The organism is Thermus albus (assembly GCF_022760855.1).
Lineage (GTDB): Bacteria > Deinococcota > Deinococci > Deinococcales > Thermaceae > Thermus > Thermus albus.
Window position 1 is genome coordinate 42,300 of record NZ_JAKTNR010000003.1, and the last position, 16,580, is coordinate 58,879.

Sequence of the window (16,580 nt, forward strand, 5' to 3'; positions counted from 1 at the left end):
CATCCCAAGGCTTGACCCATGGGTCATCTGACCGGATGTACCCCCTCCTCCGTGGCCAAGGAGCTTACCGGCACATCCCAAGGGTCCCGGGGGAGGCGGGGAAACAGAAGGGCCTTGGGGATCACTCCCAGCTTCTCGGCCCGGATCGTGGCCAGGAAGCGGTCATAGTACCCCTTGCCGTGCCCCAGGCGGTAGCCTTCCTGGTCAAAGGCTAACCCAGGAACCACCACCAGCTCCAGGACCTCAGGGTCCACCGGCTGGGTGGTGGGTTCCAAAAGGCCGAAGGGCCCGGGGGCCAAGGGGCCCAGGGGGTGTACCGTGAGCCCCAGGCCAGCCACCCTGGGCAGGTAGTAGCGGGCAGGGTAAAGCTGGGTGAGGGAAAGGAGGTTGAGCTCGTGGGGCAGGGGATGGTAAAGGAGGATCTCCTGGAAGCCCCGCCCCTTCAGCCAGGGCACCAGGGTCTCCGCCACCTGCCGGGAAAGGCTCTCTCGGTCCAGGGTCCGCCAAAGGCGAAGGCAGTGGCGGCGCAAGCTGGGCTTGTCCACGGGGGAAGGGTACCATTCCCCCCTCTTGACACTCAAGGTAGTTGAGTGTCAAAATGGCCAAACAGGAGGGTGGGTATGCCGGTTTACGTCTACAAGGGTCTGGAAACGGGCAACTACTACGAGTTTGAGCAAGGCTTCCACGACGAGCCTCTTAAGGCGCACCCGGAGACCGGGGAGCCCTTGAAGCGGGTTATCACCCCGCCCGCCATCATCTTCAAGGGTTCGGGGTGGCACGTGAAGGATTATGCCAAGAAGGATTCCTCTTCCAAATCGGAAGGTGGGGAGTCCACGAGCGGCGGTAAGGATAGCGACTAAGGGAAATCCCCTTGGGAAGGGGTCGGGATAGGGCGGATTAGAGAGAAGGGGGGTGTGGGGGGCTATAATCCCCCGGTTTTCAAACCGGGGATGCATGGGTCAGCGAAGCTACATTAGCCCCCCACATGTCTTGCAGGGGCACATGGCAGGGTGAGCTGCAGATGTGCCGTACAATCCCCTTGGGGACAGCGTTCCCCGTGGACCTTGAAACTTGGAGTAGGGGGTTCCATCGGGTAGTCCGATGGGTAAAACTCCAAACGAACACCCGTGGCAGAGTCAGAAGCATTGCGCTCGCCTGCCGATACGGAGTCAAGGTTTTTCTGGGCTCGGGTCAGCCGAAAGGCTACCTTGCCGGAGCCTCCAGGGGTGAGCACCGTGCAAACGGTCTCATCGTTCCTGAGGTCACGGGCGCAGCCCGTATCTTGCAGCCCCGTTCTACAAGATAGCCTTACGGCTGACCAGAACGGGGAGTCGTCACGGAAGCACCCGATCCCCTGGTTCCAGCCTCAACACCCCGCTTCGGACCTCTAGAAGCCCCCGGTAGGCGAGGCCGGGGGCGTAGCTCCTTCCTGGCTCCAGCTGGACCACCTTCAGCACCCGGCCATGGGCATCCAGGAAGGCCAGGAGCACGGGAAAACGGTAGCCTTCGGTGCTAAAAGGGGCGTCGGTGGCCTCGGGGAAAAGGTAGAGGAGGGCCTGCAGGTCCTCGCCCCGCACCCCCAGGCCCCGGCGCCAGGCCTCGGGGGTGCGGGCTAGGCGGGCCTTCAAGGTGTGGGTGCCCCCTTTTGTTTCCACCACGATCCGTTGGGGGGGAGGGGGGGTCTGGAGCCTTCGGGCAGCCAACATGTACCCCAGGAAGGAGACCACGGAAAGCCCGATGATCAGGATGAAGGCGGCGATGGGAAGAAAGGGGTTCCGTTCCACTATCGGGGCCAGAACTTCAGGGCCTCGCCGCCCACCCGGGCCCCGGGGGTGAGGCCCCGTTTCTGGAACCAGCCTTGGTTCACCTCGAGGGCCCCTTGGTAGACCACCCCAGGGTAGTAGACGGGGCAAGGTTCCTTACGGCAGGGTTCCATATCCAGGATGCGCAGGATGACCCCCTGCCGGTCAAAGAAGGCGATGGAAAGGGGAATGAGGGTGTTTTTCATCCAGAAGCCCCCGGCCGTGGGGGCAGGGAAAAGGAACACCATGCCCTCGTCCTCCCCCAGGGTTTTGCGGAACATGAGGCCCTGGGCCTGGCGCTCGGGGGTGTCCGCCACCTCCACCCTTAGGGTGTGGCGTCTGCCCCCTTGCTCCACGTAAAGGGTGCTCCGGGGAAAGGATAGGCCCTGGGCCAGGGCTACCAGCCCCAGGATCCAGGGGGCCAGCCACCGGATGGGGTAGAGGAAGCGCATGGGACCATTATGCCAGAAGGGGAGGCTTCTCCCTTAAGGAAGTAGCCTCTGGATGCCAGAGCGGATGGCCGCCCCCACCTCCTCCACGGGCCTGGCGGCGTCCACTATGAGGAAGCGCTCGGGCTCCGCTTGGGCTAACTCCAAGTACCCCTGCCGCACCCGCCTGAAGAAATCCAGTCCCTCCCCCTCCAGGCGGTCTGGGGCGGTAACCCGCCTAAGGGCCTCCTCCGGAGGCAGATCCAGAAGGAGGGTAAGGTGGGGCTTGAGGCCCAAGGTGACCTCCTTGGCCACCTCGAGGAGCCAGGATAGGGAAAGGCCGCGGCCGTACCCCTGGTAGGCCAGGCTGGAGTCCAGGTAACGGTCCGATATCACCCAGTGCCCTTCCTCCAGGGCGGGGAGGATGACCTTACGCACGTGTTCCGCCCGGTCGGCGCTAAAGAGGAGGTACTCGGCCTCCGGGGAGAGGGTTTTGCCCTTTAGCAGGAGGTCCCGTACCCCTTTAAGACCTCCCCCAGGCTCGTGGGTTAGCCGCACCCCTATGCCCTTCCCTTCCAGGAACTGGGCCAGGAGCCGGGCCTGGGTGGTCTTGCCGGAGCCGTCCAGGCCCTCGAGGGTAAGGAAAAAGCCCTTCATAGCCCCGTGGGATGGTCCAGGAAAACCCAGGGCAGGCCAAAGCGGGCTTCCAGGTGCTGGGCCAGGGCCTTGACCCCAAAGACCTCGGTGTCGTAGTGGCCGGCGTAGATGACGTTAAGCCCCCGCTCAAAGGTTTCGTGAAAGACGCTATGCTTGGGTTCCCCGGTGATGAAGAGGTCCGTGTGCACCCGGCCTATCAGGCTGGCCGCCCCGCCGGATACGATGGTTACCGTATCCACCAGGCCTTTGCCCCCTTGATGGACCAAAGGCTGCATCCCGGTGAGTTGCCCCAGCATGTCCGCCACCTGGGCCAAGGGGGTGGGCAGGGGAAAGCGGCCCTTTACCCCCACGTCAAAGGGTTCCAGCTCCACCAGACCCAGAGCCCGGGCCAGCTGGTGGTTGTTGCCCACCTCGGGGTGGGCGTCTAGGGGAAGGTGGGCGGCGTAGAGGTTGATCCCTCCCTGGAGGAGGAGCTCCAGCCGGCGCTTGTGGTGCCCCACGATGGGGAAGGGTTTTCCCCAGAAAAGGCCGTGGTGGACCAGGAGGAAGTCCACCCCTTCCTCCGCCGCCTTTTGGAAGGTGGCCTCCGCCGCGTCCACCGCTGCCCCCACCTTGTGCACCCGCTCCTTCCCCTCCACCTGCAGGCCGTTTAGAGAGGCATCCTGGGGGAAGTCTCCTAGGCGCAGGTACGTGTCCAAGTAGCGCACCAGCTCGTCCCGGTCCATGGCGCCCAGCTTACCGGAAAGGCGGGCCTGGGGACAGGCGAATGACCGGTCAGTATTATGGGGGTATGGAACCGGAAATCCTCCTTAAGCTCCGCTTCCTGTCGGACCTTACCCCTGGCCCTGAGGGCTTTCCCCTTTTCCTCCTTACCGACGTCCAGGAGGGGGACCCTCCCCGCTACCGTTCGCGGCTGGCCCTTTTTGACGGGGCCTTGCGCTTCCTCACCCAGGAGGAGGCCAAAAAGCCCCGCTATGCCCATCCTTACGTCTACTTCCTGCGCAAGGTGGGGGAGGTCCAGGAGCTTTTCCGCCTGGACCTAAGGGGTGGGGAGGCGGAGAGGCTTACGGAAACCCCGGGGGTCTTGGACTACGCCCTGGGTCCTGAAGGGGGGGTGTTTTTCCTGGCTCTGAAGGAGGCTCCCAAGCCGGGAAGCCCCCGCACGTACGAGGGATGGCCCTTTAAGTTCGATGGCCGGGGCCTCCTGCCCGAGGGGAATGTGGTCCTTTATGCCCTCGAGGGGGGTCAGAAGCAGCTTCTTCTGGACCGCTCCCCCGCTCCCAAGGAAATGGTGCCCTCCCCCGAGGGGCTTTACCTGGTGATGGCCGAGGATGTGCAGGCCCAGGCGGAGTGGCGGGACACCCTATACCGCCTTAGGGATGGGTCGCTGGAGAAGGTTTACGGGGGCTTTGGCCCCATCTTTGCCCTGGAGTGGAGCCCGGAAGGGCTCTTCTTCCTAGGGCACGCCTTTGAGCGGGGTGGGGGTACGGAGGCCCGGCTTTACCACCTAAAGGATGGGGAAGCCCGGGTCCTTCTTGAGGGTAGCCTACACAACTCCCTCAACTCGGATCTCCGCTTTGGCGCCCACCCCCAAGGACCCAAGTGGGGTGGGGACGGGGTTTATGTGGTGCGCACCGAGGAGGGGATGGCCCGGCTTTACCGGGTCGGGCTAGAGGGAAAGGCTGAGGTGGTGGCCGCGGAAGGTAGCGTTCTTTCCTTCGCCATAACCGAGCGGGGCCTCTTTTTCCTTACCGAGGACTTCACCCGTCCGGCCCGCCTCGAGGGGCCCCTGGGCCTCTTTGACCCCAACGAGGGCGTTATCTCCCCCTTGGCCGAGCCCGTGTACACCGAGTGGCCAAGCCCCGAGGGGCACCGGGTTCCGGGCTGGGTGTTGCTTCCGCAAGGAGAGGGCCCCCATCCGCTGATCCTCTACATCCACGGGGGGCCCCACACCGCCTTCGGCCGGGCCCCCATGCTGGAGTTCCAGCTTTTTTGCCAGGCGGGGTATGCCGTGGCTTTTTGTAATCCTCGAGGCTCCACCGGCTACGGCCAGGACTTTGCCCTCCTGGAAGGGATGTGGGGGGAACGGGACGAGCGGGACCTCCTGGGCTTTTTGGATCACGTTCTGGCCCATTTTCCCTTGGACCCAGCCCGGGTGGGGGTGGCGGGGGGTAGCTACGGGGGGTATATGGTGAACTGGCTCACCGCCCGCCATCCGGAGCGCTTCCGAGCGGCGGTCACCGACCGCAGCATCTGCAACTGGTTCAGCTTCTTTGGAGCCAGCGACATCGGCCCCCGCTTCACCTTCATGGAACTTTTCGCCAAGCCCTGGGAGAGGCCCGAGGTGCTGTGGGAAAAAAGCCCCCTGCGCCACGTCCACCAGGTGAGGACGCCCACCCTGGTGGTCCACTCCGAGCAGGACCACCGCTGCCCCATAGACCAGGGGGAAACCTGGTACACCGCCCTCCTCCACCTGGGAGTAAAGACCCGGTTTTTCCGCGTGCCCGAGGAGGGGCACGAACTTTCCCGCTCCGGCAGGCCCGACCGCCGGATTGCCCGGCTCGAGGCCTACCTGGACTGGTGGCGGGAAAACCTCCAATAAGGATCCCCACCTGGGCGGAAACCCGGGTGGGGGTCCCGTGGCCCTGATCCCTAGGCTTGGCTTTCCGCCACCGGCTCAGGGATGGGGCCGAAGGTTTCCTCGTACCGGGCCACGTTTTCCGCCAGGCTCCGGAGAAGGGCCTTGGCGTGCTGCGGGCTGGTGATCACCCGGCTCACCACTATGGCCCCCCCCTGGGGTTGCAGCAGGGCGAAGTCCAGGATGAACTCGTTCTTGGTGTGGGCGATGAGGGCCAGGTTGGTGTACCGGCCCAGGGCGATGTCCTTGTCGATTTGGATATCCAGCTTTAGCTCGCTCATCTAAGCGCCTCCTCTAGCTTGGGCACGGCCCTTTTCAAGGCCAGACGTACCCGTCCCAGGCTGCGCACGCTGTCCAGGAGAAGGAGCAGGTGGTAGCCGGGAAGGGGCACCAAAAGCAAGGCCCCCTCAGGGTACTCTACCATGACCTCCTCCACCCCTTCCTGGCCCAGGGTCTGGGCCAAGGCCTTGGCGGTCCCCAGGACCGTGGCGGCCCGGGCGGAGAGAAGGCTGGCCTCCGGGGCTTCCGCCTCCCGGGCCTCTTCTACTACAAACCCATCCTCACTGAGAAGGGCGGCTACCCGTACGCCCCGGGTGGTTTTGAGTTCCTGTAGGACTTCCTCCACCATGCCTCCTTATACCCGCTCAGAGGTTCTGCACCCTAAGGGCGATGCGGGAAAGCTCCTGGCCGATGGCCTTGCGGTCCATGCCCCGCTCCACCACCGCCCCCAGGACGTACTCCCCTACCCGTAGGGCCAGGATCTCGTGGGTGTCCGTGGCCAAGGTGAACCGGCGCACTTCTCCAAAGAGGGCCTCCGCCAAGGGGGTCATGTGGCGCACCAGGGAGGCCAGCTCCGCCGCCAGGACCTCGGCCGGGGGGTGGCCCCGGCCTAGGGCCTCTATGACCAGGCCGTCCAAGCCCGTAAGCACCGCCCGCTTGACGCCAAAGGGCGCCAGGCTTTCTAGGTAAGCCATCCTGCCACCTCCGCCAGCTTTTCCGCGGCTTTGGCCGTTTGCAAGCGCGCCTGGCCCAGGTTGGCCTCCGGCTGCATCAGGAGAAGGAGAAAGAGTTCCTCGTGATGTTCCCCTCGGGGAAGGGCACCTTGAGGTCTTGGGTTGGCTTTGCGCACCATCTGGGCGTAGCCTACCACGGGGTGGCCCCCTACCAGGAGCTCCTGCACCCGAGGGGTGCCCAAACTTCCGGCGTAAGCGGCCTTGGCCTGGCGCAGGAGGGCGGCATGTTCGGCCACGGCCGCCTCCAGGTCCACCCGCTTACGCCGCACCCCCTCCACCAGAAGGCCATCCAGGGTGCCGATGGCCGCGGCAAAAGCCCCTTCTACTTGGTCCAAGAGGTGGTGCAAAACCTCCTCCATACTGCCCTTATAACGTTTTTACCATGCCGTTCTTCACGTTCCTCCGAAAAGAGGCAAAAGATGGGCCCCACCCTGGTGCAAACCAGGTTGGGATGGTCCTACAGGGCCTTCCTCCCCTCCAGGGCCCGGCCTAAGGTTACCTCGTCCACGTACTCCAGGCTTCCCCCCACGGGAAGGCCGTAGGCCAGGCGGCTGGCCTTGACCCCCCGGCGCTTGAGCTCCTCCGCCAGGTATAGGGCCGTGGCCTCCCCCTCCACGGTCATGGAGGTGGCCAGGACCACCTCCTCCACCCCTGGGAGCCTGGGCCAGAGGCTTTCCAGGTTGAGCTCCCTTGGCCCCACCCCTTCTAAGGGGTTCAGGGCCCCGCCCAGCACGTGGTAAAGCCCTTGGAACTCGCCGCTCCTTTCCAGGGCATAGAGGTCGGAAACCGTTTCCACCACGGCGATCACCGACCGGTCCCTCCCCTCGTCCTGGCAGATGGGGCAAAGTTCCCCTTCCGCCAGGTTGCCGCAGACCCGGCAGACGCCCAAGGCCTTGAGCCCGGCCAAGGCCCTTTCCAGTTCCTCAGCCTCCTCTCGGTGGAAGGCCAGATGGAGGGAAAGCTTCTGGGCGGTTTTGGGGCCGATTCCCGGCAGGCGGGAGAGGGCGCGGGTGAGCTTGAGGAGGCTTTCCGGGTACCGCATCCTAGAAAAGCTTGCCCAGCACCTGGCCCACGCCCCCCAGCTCCCGGGCCATCTCCTTTTCCGAAAGCTCGTGGGCCTTCTTCTGGGCGTCCTGGATGGCCACCAGGAGGAGGTCCTCCAGGCCCTCGAGGTCCTCCTGGAAGGCGGTGAGCACCTCGGGCTTCAGGCGGACGGCCAGGATCCTGCCGTGGCCGTTGGCCTCCACCTCCACCAGGCCCTGGGCCGTGCCCACCACGGTCATGGTTTCTAGCCTCTCTTGCACCTCAGCGGCCTTTTTCTGGGCCTTTTGCGCTTCCTTCAAGAGCTTCTGCAGGTTCATGCTCCCTCCTCCCTGAGTATAGTGGAAGGCATGGAGCGCCCAAGAAGGCTTCGTTCCCCCCTTCTCCGCCCTTTGGTGGCGGAGGTGGAGCTTTCCCCTAGGCACCTGATCCTGCCGGTCTTCGTCAAGGAAGGCGGGGAGCCGGAGGAGGTTTCCTCCATGCCCGGGGTCTTCCGCCACCCCCTGGGCCACCTGCCCCGCCTGGGGGAGGAGGTGCTTAAGGCAGGCCTGGGAGGGGTTATCCTCTTCGGCGTCTTGCCGGAGGAGGAAAAGGATGCCTTGGGGCACGGGGCGTATGCGGAGGAGGGGATCGTTCAGCGGGCCATCCGCCTTTTGAAGCGGGAGCTTCCGGAACTTTTGGTCATGGCCGACACCTGCCTTTGCGAGTACACGGACCACGGGCACTGCGGGGTGGTGCGGGAGGGCCCTTTAGGGTTTTATGTGGACAACGATGCCACCTTAGAGCTTCTGGCCAAGACCGCCCTTTCCCAGGCCCAGGCGGGGGCGGATGTGGTGGCCCCCAGCTCCATGATGGACGGCCAGGTTAGGGCCATCCGGGAGGCCTTGGACCGGGGGGGTTTTGCCCATGTGCCCATCCTCTCCTATGCGGTCAAATACGCTTCCGCCTTCTATGGTCCCTTCCGCGAGGCGGCAGGGAGCACCCCCCAGTTTGGGGACCGCACCGGGTACCAGATGGACCCGAGGGCAGGGCTTTGGGATGCCTTGAGGGAGGCGCATCTGGACGACCTCGAGGGGGCCGACATGCTCATGGTCAAGCCTGCCCTGCCCTATCTGGATGTGCTCTTTGCCCTTAAAGGCCGCTTCCATAAGCCCCTTTTCGCCTACCAGGTGTCCGGGGAGTACGCCATGCTGAAGGCGGCAAGCCAGAAGGGCTTTTTGGACGAGAAGAGGGCGGTTTTGGAAAGCCTTTACGCCTTAAGGCGGGCCGGGGCCCAGGGGATCCTCACCTACTACGCCCTGGAGGTGGCCCGGTGGCTTCGCTAACCCGCGGTTATGCCTCGGGGGACCGCTGGGCCTCCTGGGGTGCAGGGATACCCCCGGTGAGAAGGGTGTAGCCCGCCGCCAGGCTCACCAGGCTCCCGGCCAAGAGGAAGACCGCGGGGGCTCCTATGGGGCCTTCCAAGGCCCCGCCCCACATGGTGCCGAGAAGCACGGCCGCGTTCATCACCGCACCGAAGGCGGCGAAGATCCGCCCCCGCATTTCCTGAGGGGTGTTGAGCTGCAGGATGGAGCGGGCGGGGACGATGAAGGCCATGTTGAGAAAGCCGCTTACGAAGAAGGCCAGGAGCACCCAGGCAAAGAAAGGGAAAGCCCCGATGGAGGCCTCAAAAAGGCCAAAGAGGAGGAGCCCCAGGAGGAAGAGCCGTTCCCTGGGGATGCGCCTGAGGAGGTAGGGTATGGCGAGCCCCCCTAAGATGGCCCCCAAGGCCATGGCGGCCTCCATGAAGCCAAACCCCGCCGAGCCCACCCCAAGCCACTTGATGGCCAGCACCACCCCCAAGGCGGTTTCCACAGAACCGAAAGCCGCGGCCACGAACAGGGTGCCCACCGCCCGGCGGAGGGCGGGGTGGCCCACCAGGTGGCCGATGCCCTCCTTCACCCGGGCGAAAAAGGCGGCTTTGGGAAGCCTTTGGGGCCTCAGGGAAGGGAGGCCCATCAGGATGAGCCCTGAGGCCAGGTAGGTGGCAGCATTCAGATAAAAGGCGAAAGCCGGACCTATAGCGGCCACCAGTACCCCGGCGGCCCCCACGAAGAGCACCTCGGAAAGGCGGTCCGCCAGGAGGACCAGGCTGTTGGCCTCGTCCACCTCCTCCTTGGGCACCAGGTCGGGGACCACGGCGTTTTGGATGGGGTCGTGGAGGTCCCGTAGTAGCTCTATCAGGAGGACCAAAAGGAGGAGTAGAGGCAAGCTTTTGGCTCCCAAAAGGGGAATGAGGGCTACCAGGGGGGCCCTCAGGAGGTCGGACCAGACCAGAAGCCGCTTACGGTCCTGGGTGTCGGCCCACGCGGAAAGGAGGGGGGAAAAGAGCACGGTGCCCAAAAGCTGGACCCCCAGGACCAAGGAGACCCAGATGGCCTTTTCCGTAAGCAGGTAGACCAGCACCAGAAGGGCTACCCTATGGATCTTGCTTCCCGCCTGGGAAACCAGATAGGAGAGGATCAGGCGGGCGAAGGCCTTGTGTCGTAAAGTTTTCATAAAACCCCCTTCGCCGGGGAGTATACCAGGAAGGCCTCTCGGTCAAGGGTTATCCATCACCAGGTAGCCTAGCCGCCTGCCCTCCCGGGCCAGGACCAGGGTGCCCTCGGGCAGAGGGTAGACTAGGAGGTCTTTAAGCCTGCGGGGTACCTCGCCCGCCCGGCCCACGTAGACGGTGTCTTCCGAGCTTTCCCCCAGAGGGGAGCCCATCCGGGGCCGGAGGGAAACGAGGTTCTGCCCGACCCTTAGCGTCAGGGGCTCCGTCCCTAGGGTTAGAAGACGTACCTCTTGCCCTAGGGTTTCCCGGGTGGGGGGACGGCGGCTTAAGTGCTCCCTTAGGGCCTCCGCCAGGACCAGGGCTTTTCCCTCGCATCCCATGGCCTGGCCCACCTCCTTGAGAAGGGGCGTGGGATCGGCGGGTCCCAATCGCTTTAGGGTTAGTTCCAAGACCTTTCGGGCGAAGTCCTGCAGGGCATCGGGGGGGGCTTGGCGGTACTTTTCCGCCAGTTCGGGGCCAAAGGCCTGGGGGCTAAACTCCCCCTTAAGGCGGGCGGAGAGGGCCCGGAGGAGGCGTAGGTAGGCGTAGTCCTGGGTGGGATCCAGCAAAAGAGCCAGCACCCGCCCTTCGGAGAGGAGTTCGTAAAGCCTTAGCCCGCTTCGGGCCTCGAGCCTCAGGTGGAGCAGGTTTCCTTCCCGCACCGCCAGGACCTCGAGGTCCTCCCAGGGGATCACCAAGGTGTCCTCCAGGATGTGGTCCTCGCCTGCCATCCCTAAGTGCCAGCTACCCTCCACCTGGCTTAGGGTGAGGGTGAGGGGGCCCAAGGTGATGCGGCCAGGCTTCAGGGGCAGGGTGAGAAGGCTTTCTTCCCCCTGGCCGGGCTCGGGGACCTTGGGCCAAGGGGTTTCCCCCTGGGGCGCAGGGAGGAGCTGGAGAAGGGAGAGCACCTTTTCCATCGCCACGTGGAAGCGGCGCCTTTCGTCCTCCAGGAGGAGTTCCCGCCGCCTTTCCTCCTGGGCTTCCCTCCGGAGGCGCTCCTCCAGGCGGGCGATCTCCTGGGCGCTGGCCCCTATGCGCTTGGCTTCCTCCAGGGCTTTTTTCAAGGGCAGGAGGTCCCGCCTGGGAGGAAGGCCATAGGCATCCTCCCACTCCAGGATGCGGTTCAGGAAGCGGCGGATATAGGTGCGGGCTTCCTCGGGGGGCAAGGGGAGGTCTTGGGGAAGGCGCAGGGCGGTTTCCAAAAACTCCAGCACTAAGGCCTCGGCCACCTTGGGGTCCTCGAGGTCCATGAGGCTGTCGGAAAGAGAGGGGATGGGGTGGGTGGGGTGGAAGCGGGAGAGGTTGAAGTCCCGCTTGAAGGTTTCCTTCTCCCGGTAATCCAGGTAGTTTTGCAAGAAGGCATGGATGAGCCTTAGTTCCTCCCGTCTGCCGGTGAGAAATTCCTTGGCCCGGGCCCTCACCTCCCGTGCCGTCAAGAGGCGCCAGACCTTTAAGGCCATGGCCCGCAAGGGGGAGGTATCCTGGCTGGGTTCCTCGGGGGTTTCCGGTATGGCGATGGGAAGGTCCAGGGGAAGGGTTTCCCCGGGCTGGGGAGGGCTTTGGCTTGGCCGCAAGGCCCTAAAACGGGCATCGGCCTGGCGGAAACGTTTGGCCAGGGCGCCGGGCAGGCGGGACTGGATCAGGAAGGCCCGGAGTGCCAAAAGGGCCTTCTTGCCCCCCTTGGGGGTGCGCCCTGACACCAGGTCCTCCACCCGGTACTCGTAAAGGTCCACCAGGTCGGCCAGGTGTTCCACCCCTTCATCCTATAATGGGTCCGATGCGCCTTGCCCCCCGCTACACCGTGGCTGCGGTGTCCCATGTGGGCCGCCGCCAGAACAATGAGGATTTCCACCGGGTGATGCGCCTGGAGGTTCCCCAGGGCAACCTTTTCCTCCTGGCGGTGGCCGACGGCATGGGAGGAATGGAGGCGGGGGAGTGGGCCAGCAAGGTGGCCATAGAGGCCCTCTCCGAGGCGGTGCGGGCCTATGCCGAGCACCTTAGGAGTGGACGGCCTGCGGTGGGCCTGGCTAAGGTAATGGAAAAGGCCTTTACCCTGGCGGCCAAGCGGGTGGAGAAGGAGGCGGAAAGGCTGGGCAAGAAGGGCATGGGCACCACCCTCACCGCCTTCCTCTATGCGGACTGGCTCAAGGAGGGGGTGGTGGGGCATATTGGGGACTCCCGGGCTTACCATCTCACGGCCAAGGGGCTGAAGCGGCTCACCGAGGACCACTCCTGGGTGGCGGAGCGCTTGAGGGAAGGGGTTCTTACCCCTACCGAGGCCGAGCGCCATCCTTACCGCAACATCCTTACCCGAGCCCTGGGTCTGCCCGAGGCCCGCTTTGATCTGAAGGAGGTGCGCCTCGCCCCAGGGGAAGGGGTGCTTTTGGTCACGGACGGGCTCTACGGCCTGCTCCCCGAGGAGGAGTGGCTTTTGGGCAAGGACCTCCAGGCGAGCCTGGAGGGCCTCATGGCCGAGGCTTTGCGCCGGGGCGGGGACGATAACGTGACCGCCATCGCCTTACGGGTGGAGTGATGCAGGGGCTTCTGGCCTTCCTCTTGGTTCTCCTTACCGCAGCCTTGGCCTCACGCCTCTCCCCTTGGCCCCTCGGGTTCCTCTTGGTTTTCCTCTCGGGAGCTGCCTGGGCCACGGGGGTACGGCCGGATGTGGTTTTCCCCTGGCTTCTCCTGGGCCTGGGGGTCCTGGCGGCCCCCCGGGTGTACCTGGGTTCCCGGCGACGGTTCCCAAGGCGTCCCCGCACCCAGGGGCGGCCCTCCTCCGCCTCCAAGACCACCGAGGAGGCCCGGGCTCTGGAAAAGCAGTACGAGATCCTGGAAAAGGTGGGCGTGGGGGGCATGGCCACCGTTTACAAGGCCAAGGACAAGAAAACGGGCCGCCTGGTGGCCCTAAAGGTTCCCCAGGAGCGCTTTCTGGGCGACCCCCGCTTTGTGCGCCGTTTCCACCGGGAGGCGGAGGTCTTGGCCAAGATGGACCACCCTAACATCGTCAAGGTGTACGACCACGGCCAGGTGGATGGGGTCCACTATATCGCCATGGAGTACCTGGAGGGGGAGGGCCTGGACAAGCTCATTGAGGAAAGGCGCCTTTCCCTTAGGCAGGCGGCGGCCATCCTGGCCCGGGTGGCCGACGCTCTGAGGCACATCCACGCCCAAGGCATCGTCCACCGGGACATCAAGCCCGGCAACATCATGATCCTCAAGGGGGCCTTAAGGGAGGAGGGGGTGGACCCCAGGGGGGTGCGGCTCATGGATTTCGGCATCGCCGCTGGCAAGGTTCTCACCCGCCTCACCATCACCGGGGCTCGGATCGGCACCCCGGTCTACATGAGTCCAGAACAGGCCAAGGGGCAGAAGCTGGACCACCGCTCGGATATTTACTCCCTGGGGATCGTCCTTTATGAGGCCTTAACCGGCCAGCCCCCCTTCACCGGCGGGTACGAGACCGTGATCCACCAGCAGATCTTCCAGGTGCCCACCCCTCCCAAGCAGCTCAATCCCCAGATCCCCCAGGTTCTTTCCGATCTGGTCCTGAAGATGCTGGAGAAGGATCCCGCCAAACGGCCCACCCTGGACGAGGTGGTCCAGGTGCTCTCCGGCTCCTGGGAGGAGGAAAAGGGCTTGCCCCATCCCTTCTACCTCTTGGTGGGGGTGGAGGCCAAAAAGGGCACGGTGCGGCTTCTGGACCTTTCGGGTACCGCCGCCCGGCTCATCTCCGGCATCGGCTCGGGCCCCGGCTACTTCCCGGCCCCGCCCTTGGCGGTGGCCGCCGATCCCGAAGGGGGGATCTGGATGGCGGTTTTTGAGCATGGGGCCAAGCTCCTCCACCGCTTTTCCCCCGAGGGCCAGCTTCTCCTATCCACCGGCCCCTATGGGATGAAGCCTGGGGAGTTCCTTTTTCCCACAGCTCTGGCGGTGGCGGATGGTAGCCTTTTCGTTCTGGATTCGGAAACCGCCACGGTGAGCCGGCTGGACTTAAAGGGCCAGTACCAGGAGCGCTTTGGCGGTCAGGGAACGGGCCGGGGCACCTTCCAAGACCCCAAGGCCCTGGTGGCCACCTCGGAGTTCCTCTTCGTGTTGGACTACGGCAACCGGCAGGTGCAGCGCCTCTCCTTGGATGGCCGCTACCTATCCCGCTATGCCTTCCGCCGCTCTAAGGAAAGCGAGGAGCTAAGGCTCCTGGGCGGGGTGGGGGTAGAAGGGGAGAGGCTTTACCTCTACGATGTGGAGGCGGCCAAGGTGCGGGTAGTGGACCTTTCCGGAAGGCTTTTGGCTTCCCATGTCCTGCCCCTTTTGGAAGGAGAGGACCCCAGGAGCCTGGTGGAGCTTCTGCCCTTCGGGGGCATCCTCTATGCTGCCAGGCGTGGGGCGAGCCGCATCCAGCGCATAGACCTGAAGACCGGGGAGGCCTTGCCGCCTTTGGAGGTCTACGCCCCGGTGCGGGCCCTGGCCCTTTGGCGGAATCCGGCATGAGGGTGCTTTTGGTGGAGGACGACCCCGGGGTACGGGAGGCCTTGGAGCTGGGCCTGGCCCTGGAGGGGCACGAGGTACGGTCCACGGAAAGCCCCAAGGAGGCCCTAGGCCTTCTGCCCTGGGCGGAGGTGGTGGTTTTGGACGTGCTTTTGCCGGAAGGGGATGGGTTTTCCCTCCTTAAGGAGATCCGCGCCCGGTCAGAGGTGCCGGTGCTGATGCTCACCGCCTTGGATGCCGTGGAGTGGCGGGTGAAGGGCTTAAAGGAGGGGGCCGACGACTACCTGGTCAAGCCCTATAGCCTTTCCGAGCTCCTGGCCCGCCTCGAGGCCCTGGCGCGCCGGACCAAGGGACCCTCTAAGGTGCTGGTCTACAAGGACCTCAGGCTTTACCCAAAGCGCATGGAAGCCTTCCGCGGCGAAAGGCGGCTTTCCCTTCCCCCCAAGGCCTTTCTCCTCCTGAAGGCCTTTTTGGAGTCACCGGAGGAGGTGCTTTCCAAAGAGGCCCTGATGCATAGGGTCTGGGGGGAGGAGGTGGAGCCCGCCACCTTAGAGGTGCACCTTTCCCTCTTGAGGAAGGCCCTGGGGGAGCCCAATCCCATCCAGACGGTGCGCGGCTATGGCTACCGCCTTTTCCTCCCTTAGGGGCAGGCTTTTCGCCCTTCTTTTCTTGGCCCTTGTGCTTTTGGCCCTGCCCCTGGCCTTCCTTTCCGCCAGGGAGGCGGAAAGGGCCGCCAGCGAGCACCTGCGCCGGGCCCTTTACACTCGCCTCTACCTTCTGGGGGAGGAGGGGGCGAGGGAAGAGGAGGCCCTGCTCTTGGAACTTTTCCGCCTGGCCCAGGTTTATGGCGGTGGGGTAGGGTTTGTGGTGGAAAGGGGGCGGGTGGCCTACTCCGAGGTGGGTACCTGGCCTTTGCCCAAGGACCTCCTGCAGGCCTTGGCGGAGGGAAGGGTTTACCAGGGGGTAAGGGACGGGACCTTGTACGTGGCCCTACCTAAGGAGGAAGGAGGGTTTGGGCTGGCGGTGCCCTTGGAAGGGGTTAAGGATTTGGGAAGGCGGCTTCTTTTCCTCTACCTTACCTGGGGGGGTGGGGTGCTTCTTGGGGTGTTCCTCCTTTCGGCCTTGGGGCTTTCCTGGGCCCTTCGCCCTCTAGCCAGGCTTACCCAGCTCCTCCAGGCGCGGAGGCCTGAGGACCTAAGCCCTCTTCCCGATCCCGGTGTGGCGGAGTTGGGGCCTTTGGTGAGGGCGTTGAACCTCCGCCTAGCCCAGGTGGCGGGGCTCATCCGGGAGCTTTCGGAAAAGGAGGAGGCGGCAAGGCGTTTTGCCCGCCATGCCTCCCACGAGCTGCGCAACCCCTTGGCGGCGTTGAAGGGGTATCTGGAGGTGCTGTTGCGCCAGCCTGAACCCAAGGCCCTTCACGGGGCCTTGCGGGAAGCGGAGCGCATGGAGGCTTTGCTCTCGGGGCTTCTGCGGCTATCCCGCCTGGAGGCCACGACCCCCCGGCCTAGCCTTCTGGACCCCAAGGTCTTTTTGGCGGAGTGGGACGTAAGGGTGGAGGGGGAGGAAAGGCTTTGGGCGGATCCCGAGCTTTTGGCCCTGGCGGTGGAGAACGTGCTGGACAACGCCCGCCGCCACGGGAGGCTTCCCCTAAGGGCGGAGCTGCGGAAGGAGGGGGAAGGGGTGTGGCTTTGGCTGGTGGACTCAGGCCCGGGTTTTCCCCCAGAACTCCTGCCGAAAGCCTTGGAACCCTTTGTCCATGGGGGAAAGGGCACGGGGCTGGGCCTGGCCCTGGTGGCGGCGGTGGCCCGGGCCCATGGGGGAAAAGCGGCGGTGGAGAACCGGGGTGGAGCGGCGGTGGGGCTTTTCCTGCCTTTAGCTTCCCTTAAGGTTTCCCCCGATGCGCCCTTTAGCCAGGGGGGCTAGGCTCCCTTTGGAGGTGAT

Annotated in this window: 20 protein-coding genes; 7 read left to right on the forward strand and 13 right to left on the reverse strand. The window is 64.8% G+C overall.

Annotation, left to right across the window (positions count from 1 at the left end; genetic code table 11):
* Positions 1-23: 23 nt before the first annotated feature.
* Positions 24-545 carry a 5-formyltetrahydrofolate cyclo-ligase gene (locus L0D18_RS03970; RefSeq protein ID WP_243027504.1) on the reverse strand — a complete coding sequence of 174 codons (522 nt, stop codon included), beginning with the start codon at positions 543-545 and terminating at the stop codon, positions 24-26.
* Between the two features lie 75 nt (positions 546-620).
* Here L0D18_RS03970 and L0D18_RS03975 point away from each other — a divergent pair, with 75 nt between their 5' ends.
* Positions 621-860 carry an FmdB family zinc ribbon protein gene (locus tag L0D18_RS03975; RefSeq protein WP_243027506.1) on the forward strand — a complete coding sequence of 80 codons (240 nt, stop codon included), beginning with the start codon at positions 621-623 and terminating at the stop codon, positions 858-860.
* Between the two features lie 474 nt (positions 861-1,334).
* Here the strand turns inward: L0D18_RS03975 and L0D18_RS03980 are convergent, their stop codons facing one another.
* From L0D18_RS03980 to L0D18_RS03995, 4 genes are read right to left on the reverse strand one after another with little or no spacing between them, the layout of a single operon-like run.
* The gene (locus L0D18_RS03980) at positions 1,335-1,784 is read right to left on the reverse strand and encodes a DUF192 domain-containing protein (protein ID WP_243027507.1); all 450 of its coding nucleotides are present in this window, start codon (positions 1,782-1,784) and stop codon (positions 1,335-1,337) included.
* A complete protein-coding gene (locus L0D18_RS03985; protein WP_243027509.1) occupies positions 1,784-2,254 on the reverse strand; it encodes a DUF192 domain-containing protein in 471 nt (156 codons plus the stop codon). The genes L0D18_RS03980 and L0D18_RS03985 overlap by 1 nt, the downstream gene beginning before the upstream one ends.
* Positions 2,255-2,287: 33 nt before the next feature.
* Positions 2,288-2,887, reverse strand: coding sequence for a dTMP kinase (gene tmk, locus L0D18_RS03990; protein ID WP_243027510.1), 600 nt, complete (start codon positions 2,885-2,887; stop codon positions 2,288-2,290).
* Positions 2,884-3,612 carry a Nif3-like dinuclear metal center hexameric protein gene (locus tag L0D18_RS03995; protein ID WP_243027511.1) on the reverse strand — a complete coding sequence of 243 codons (729 nt, stop codon included), beginning with the start codon at positions 3,610-3,612 and terminating at the stop codon, positions 2,884-2,886. The genes tmk and L0D18_RS03995 overlap by 4 nt, the downstream gene beginning before the upstream one ends.
* Positions 3,613-3,677: 65 nt before the next feature.
* On the opposite strand from L0D18_RS03995, the gene L0D18_RS04000 reads away from it, so the two are divergent.
* Entirely contained in the window at positions 3,678-5,489 is a 1,812-nt protein-coding gene (locus L0D18_RS04000) for a S9 family peptidase (RefSeq protein ID WP_243027512.1), read from the forward strand.
* A 50-nt stretch (positions 5,490-5,539) separates the two neighbouring features.
* Here L0D18_RS04000 and L0D18_RS04005 read toward each other — a convergent pair whose 3' ends face one another.
* From L0D18_RS04005 to L0D18_RS04030, 6 genes are all read right to left on the reverse strand, one after another.
* Positions 5,540-5,806: a DUF3467 domain-containing protein gene (locus L0D18_RS04005; protein ID WP_243027513.1), complete on the reverse strand. Its 267-nt coding sequence runs from the start codon at positions 5,804-5,806 to the stop codon at positions 5,540-5,542.
* The gene (locus tag L0D18_RS04010; protein ID WP_243027806.1) at positions 5,803-6,150 is read right to left on the reverse strand and encodes a roadblock/LC7 domain-containing protein; all 348 of its coding nucleotides are present in this window, start codon (positions 6,148-6,150) and stop codon (positions 5,803-5,805) included. The genes L0D18_RS04005 and L0D18_RS04010 overlap by 4 nt, the downstream gene beginning before the upstream one ends.
* Positions 6,151-6,169: 19 nt before the next feature.
* Entirely contained in the window at positions 6,170-6,499 is a 330-nt protein-coding gene (locus L0D18_RS04015) for a roadblock/LC7 domain-containing protein (protein WP_243027514.1), read from the reverse strand.
* Positions 6,487-6,897 carry a roadblock/LC7 domain-containing protein gene (locus tag L0D18_RS04020; RefSeq protein WP_243027516.1) on the reverse strand — a complete coding sequence of 137 codons (411 nt, stop codon included), beginning with the start codon at positions 6,895-6,897 and terminating at the stop codon, positions 6,487-6,489. The genes L0D18_RS04015 and L0D18_RS04020 overlap by 13 nt, the downstream gene beginning before the upstream one ends.
* Before the next feature lie 98 nt (positions 6,898-6,995).
* On the reverse strand, positions 6,996-7,580 hold the full coding sequence (gene recR, locus L0D18_RS04025) for a recombination mediator RecR (protein ID WP_243027518.1): 585 nt from the start codon (positions 7,578-7,580) through the stop codon (positions 6,996-6,998).
* A 1-nt stretch (position 7,581) separates the two neighbouring features.
* The gene (locus L0D18_RS04030; protein WP_243027520.1) at positions 7,582-7,899 is read right to left on the reverse strand and encodes a YbaB/EbfC family nucleoid-associated protein; all 318 of its coding nucleotides are present in this window, start codon (positions 7,897-7,899) and stop codon (positions 7,582-7,584) included.
* Positions 7,900-7,929: 30 nt separating this feature from the next.
* On the opposite strand from L0D18_RS04030, the gene hemB reads away from it, so the two are divergent.
* Positions 7,930-8,904 carry a porphobilinogen synthase gene (gene hemB, locus L0D18_RS04035; RefSeq protein WP_243027521.1) on the forward strand — a complete coding sequence of 325 codons (975 nt, stop codon included), beginning with the start codon at positions 7,930-7,932 and terminating at the stop codon, positions 8,902-8,904.
* 7 nt (positions 8,905-8,911) lie between these two features.
* Here the strand turns inward: hemB and L0D18_RS04040 are convergent, their stop codons facing one another.
* Entirely contained in the window at positions 8,912-10,117 is a 1,206-nt protein-coding gene (locus L0D18_RS04040; protein ID WP_243027523.1) for an MFS transporter, read from the reverse strand.
* 42 nt (positions 10,118-10,159) lie between these two features.
* Positions 10,160-11,908, reverse strand: a complete 1,749-nt coding sequence (locus L0D18_RS04045; RefSeq protein ID WP_243027525.1) for a hypothetical protein — start codon at positions 11,906-11,908, stop codon at positions 10,160-10,162.
* A 23-nt stretch (positions 11,909-11,931) separates the two neighbouring features.
* Between L0D18_RS04045 and L0D18_RS04050 the strand changes: the two genes are divergently transcribed.
* Genes L0D18_RS04050 through L0D18_RS04065 form a run of 4 tightly spaced genes read left to right on the forward strand, consistent with a single transcriptional unit; the run spans position 11,932 to position 16,562 of the window.
* Positions 11,932-12,687 carry a PP2C family protein-serine/threonine phosphatase gene (locus tag L0D18_RS04050; RefSeq protein WP_243027527.1) on the forward strand — a complete coding sequence of 252 codons (756 nt, stop codon included), beginning with the start codon at positions 11,932-11,934 and terminating at the stop codon, positions 12,685-12,687.
* Positions 12,687-14,642, forward strand: coding sequence for a protein kinase domain-containing protein (locus L0D18_RS04055; protein WP_243027529.1), 1,956 nt, complete (start codon positions 12,687-12,689; stop codon positions 14,640-14,642). The genes L0D18_RS04050 and L0D18_RS04055 overlap by 1 nt, the downstream gene beginning before the upstream one ends.
* A complete protein-coding gene (locus tag L0D18_RS04060) occupies positions 14,639-15,283 on the forward strand; it encodes a response regulator transcription factor (protein WP_243027531.1) in 645 nt (214 codons plus the stop codon). Before L0D18_RS04055 ends, L0D18_RS04060 begins: the two co-directional genes overlap by 4 nt.
* Positions 15,258-16,562 carry a sensor histidine kinase gene (locus L0D18_RS04065; protein WP_243027532.1) on the forward strand — a complete coding sequence of 435 codons (1,305 nt, stop codon included), beginning with the start codon at positions 15,258-15,260 and terminating at the stop codon, positions 16,560-16,562. Before L0D18_RS04060 ends, L0D18_RS04065 begins: the two co-directional genes overlap by 26 nt.
* Positions 16,563-16,580: the final 18 nt, after the last annotated feature.

What these genes read in the sequence shown, in the direction of transcription:
- tmk (WP_243027510.1), bottom strand. Translation starts at nt 2,887, where the DNA reads ATGAAGGGCTTTTTCCTTACCCTCGAGGGCCTGGACGGCTCCGGCAAG.
- L0D18_RS04000 (WP_243027512.1), top strand. Translation starts at nt 3,678, where the DNA reads ATGGAACCGGAAATCCTCCTTAAGCTCCGCTTCCTGTCGGACCTTACC.
- L0D18_RS03985 (WP_243027509.1), bottom strand. Translation starts at nt 2,254, where the DNA reads ATGCGCTTCCTCTACCCCATCCGGTGGCTGGCCCCCTGGATCCTGGGG.
- hemB (WP_243027521.1), top strand. Translation starts at nt 7,930, where the DNA reads ATGGAGCGCCCAAGAAGGCTTCGTTCCCCCCTTCTCCGCCCTTTGGTG.
- L0D18_RS04065 (WP_243027532.1), top strand. Translation starts at nt 15,258, where the DNA reads ATGGCTACCGCCTTTTCCTCCCTTAGGGGCAGGCTTTTCGCCCTTCTT.
- L0D18_RS04030 (WP_243027520.1), bottom strand. Translation starts at nt 7,899, where the DNA reads ATGAACCTGCAGAAGCTCTTGAAGGAAGCGCAAAAGGCCCAGAAAAAG.
- L0D18_RS04020 (WP_243027516.1), bottom strand. Translation starts at nt 6,897, where the DNA reads ATGGAGGAGGTTTTGCACCACCTCTTGGACCAAGTAGAAGGGGCTTTT.
- L0D18_RS04060 (WP_243027531.1), top strand. Translation starts at nt 14,639, where the DNA reads ATGAGGGTGCTTTTGGTGGAGGACGACCCCGGGGTACGGGAGGCCTTG.
- L0D18_RS04015 (WP_243027514.1), bottom strand. Translation starts at nt 6,499, where the DNA reads ATGGCTTACCTAGAAAGCCTGGCGCCCTTTGGCGTCAAGCGGGCGGTG.
- L0D18_RS04040 (WP_243027523.1), bottom strand. Translation starts at nt 10,117, where the DNA reads ATGAAAACTTTACGACACAAGGCCTTCGCCCGCCTGATCCTCTCCTAT.
- recR (WP_243027518.1), bottom strand. Translation starts at nt 7,580, where the DNA reads ATGCGGTACCCGGAAAGCCTCCTCAAGCTCACCCGCGCCCTCTCCCGC.
- L0D18_RS04050 (WP_243027527.1), top strand. Translation starts at nt 11,932, where the DNA reads ATGCGCCTTGCCCCCCGCTACACCGTGGCTGCGGTGTCCCATGTGGGC.
- L0D18_RS04005 (WP_243027513.1), bottom strand. Translation starts at nt 5,806, where the DNA reads ATGAGCGAGCTAAAGCTGGATATCCAAATCGACAAGGACATCGCCCTG.
- L0D18_RS03995 (WP_243027511.1), bottom strand. Translation starts at nt 3,612, where the DNA reads ATGGACCGGGACGAGCTGGTGCGCTACTTGGACACGTACCTGCGCCTA.
- L0D18_RS03975 (WP_243027506.1), top strand. Translation starts at nt 621, where the DNA reads ATGCCGGTTTACGTCTACAAGGGTCTGGAAACGGGCAACTACTACGAG.
- L0D18_RS04055 (WP_243027529.1), top strand. Translation starts at nt 12,687, where the DNA reads ATGCAGGGGCTTCTGGCCTTCCTCTTGGTTCTCCTTACCGCAGCCTTG.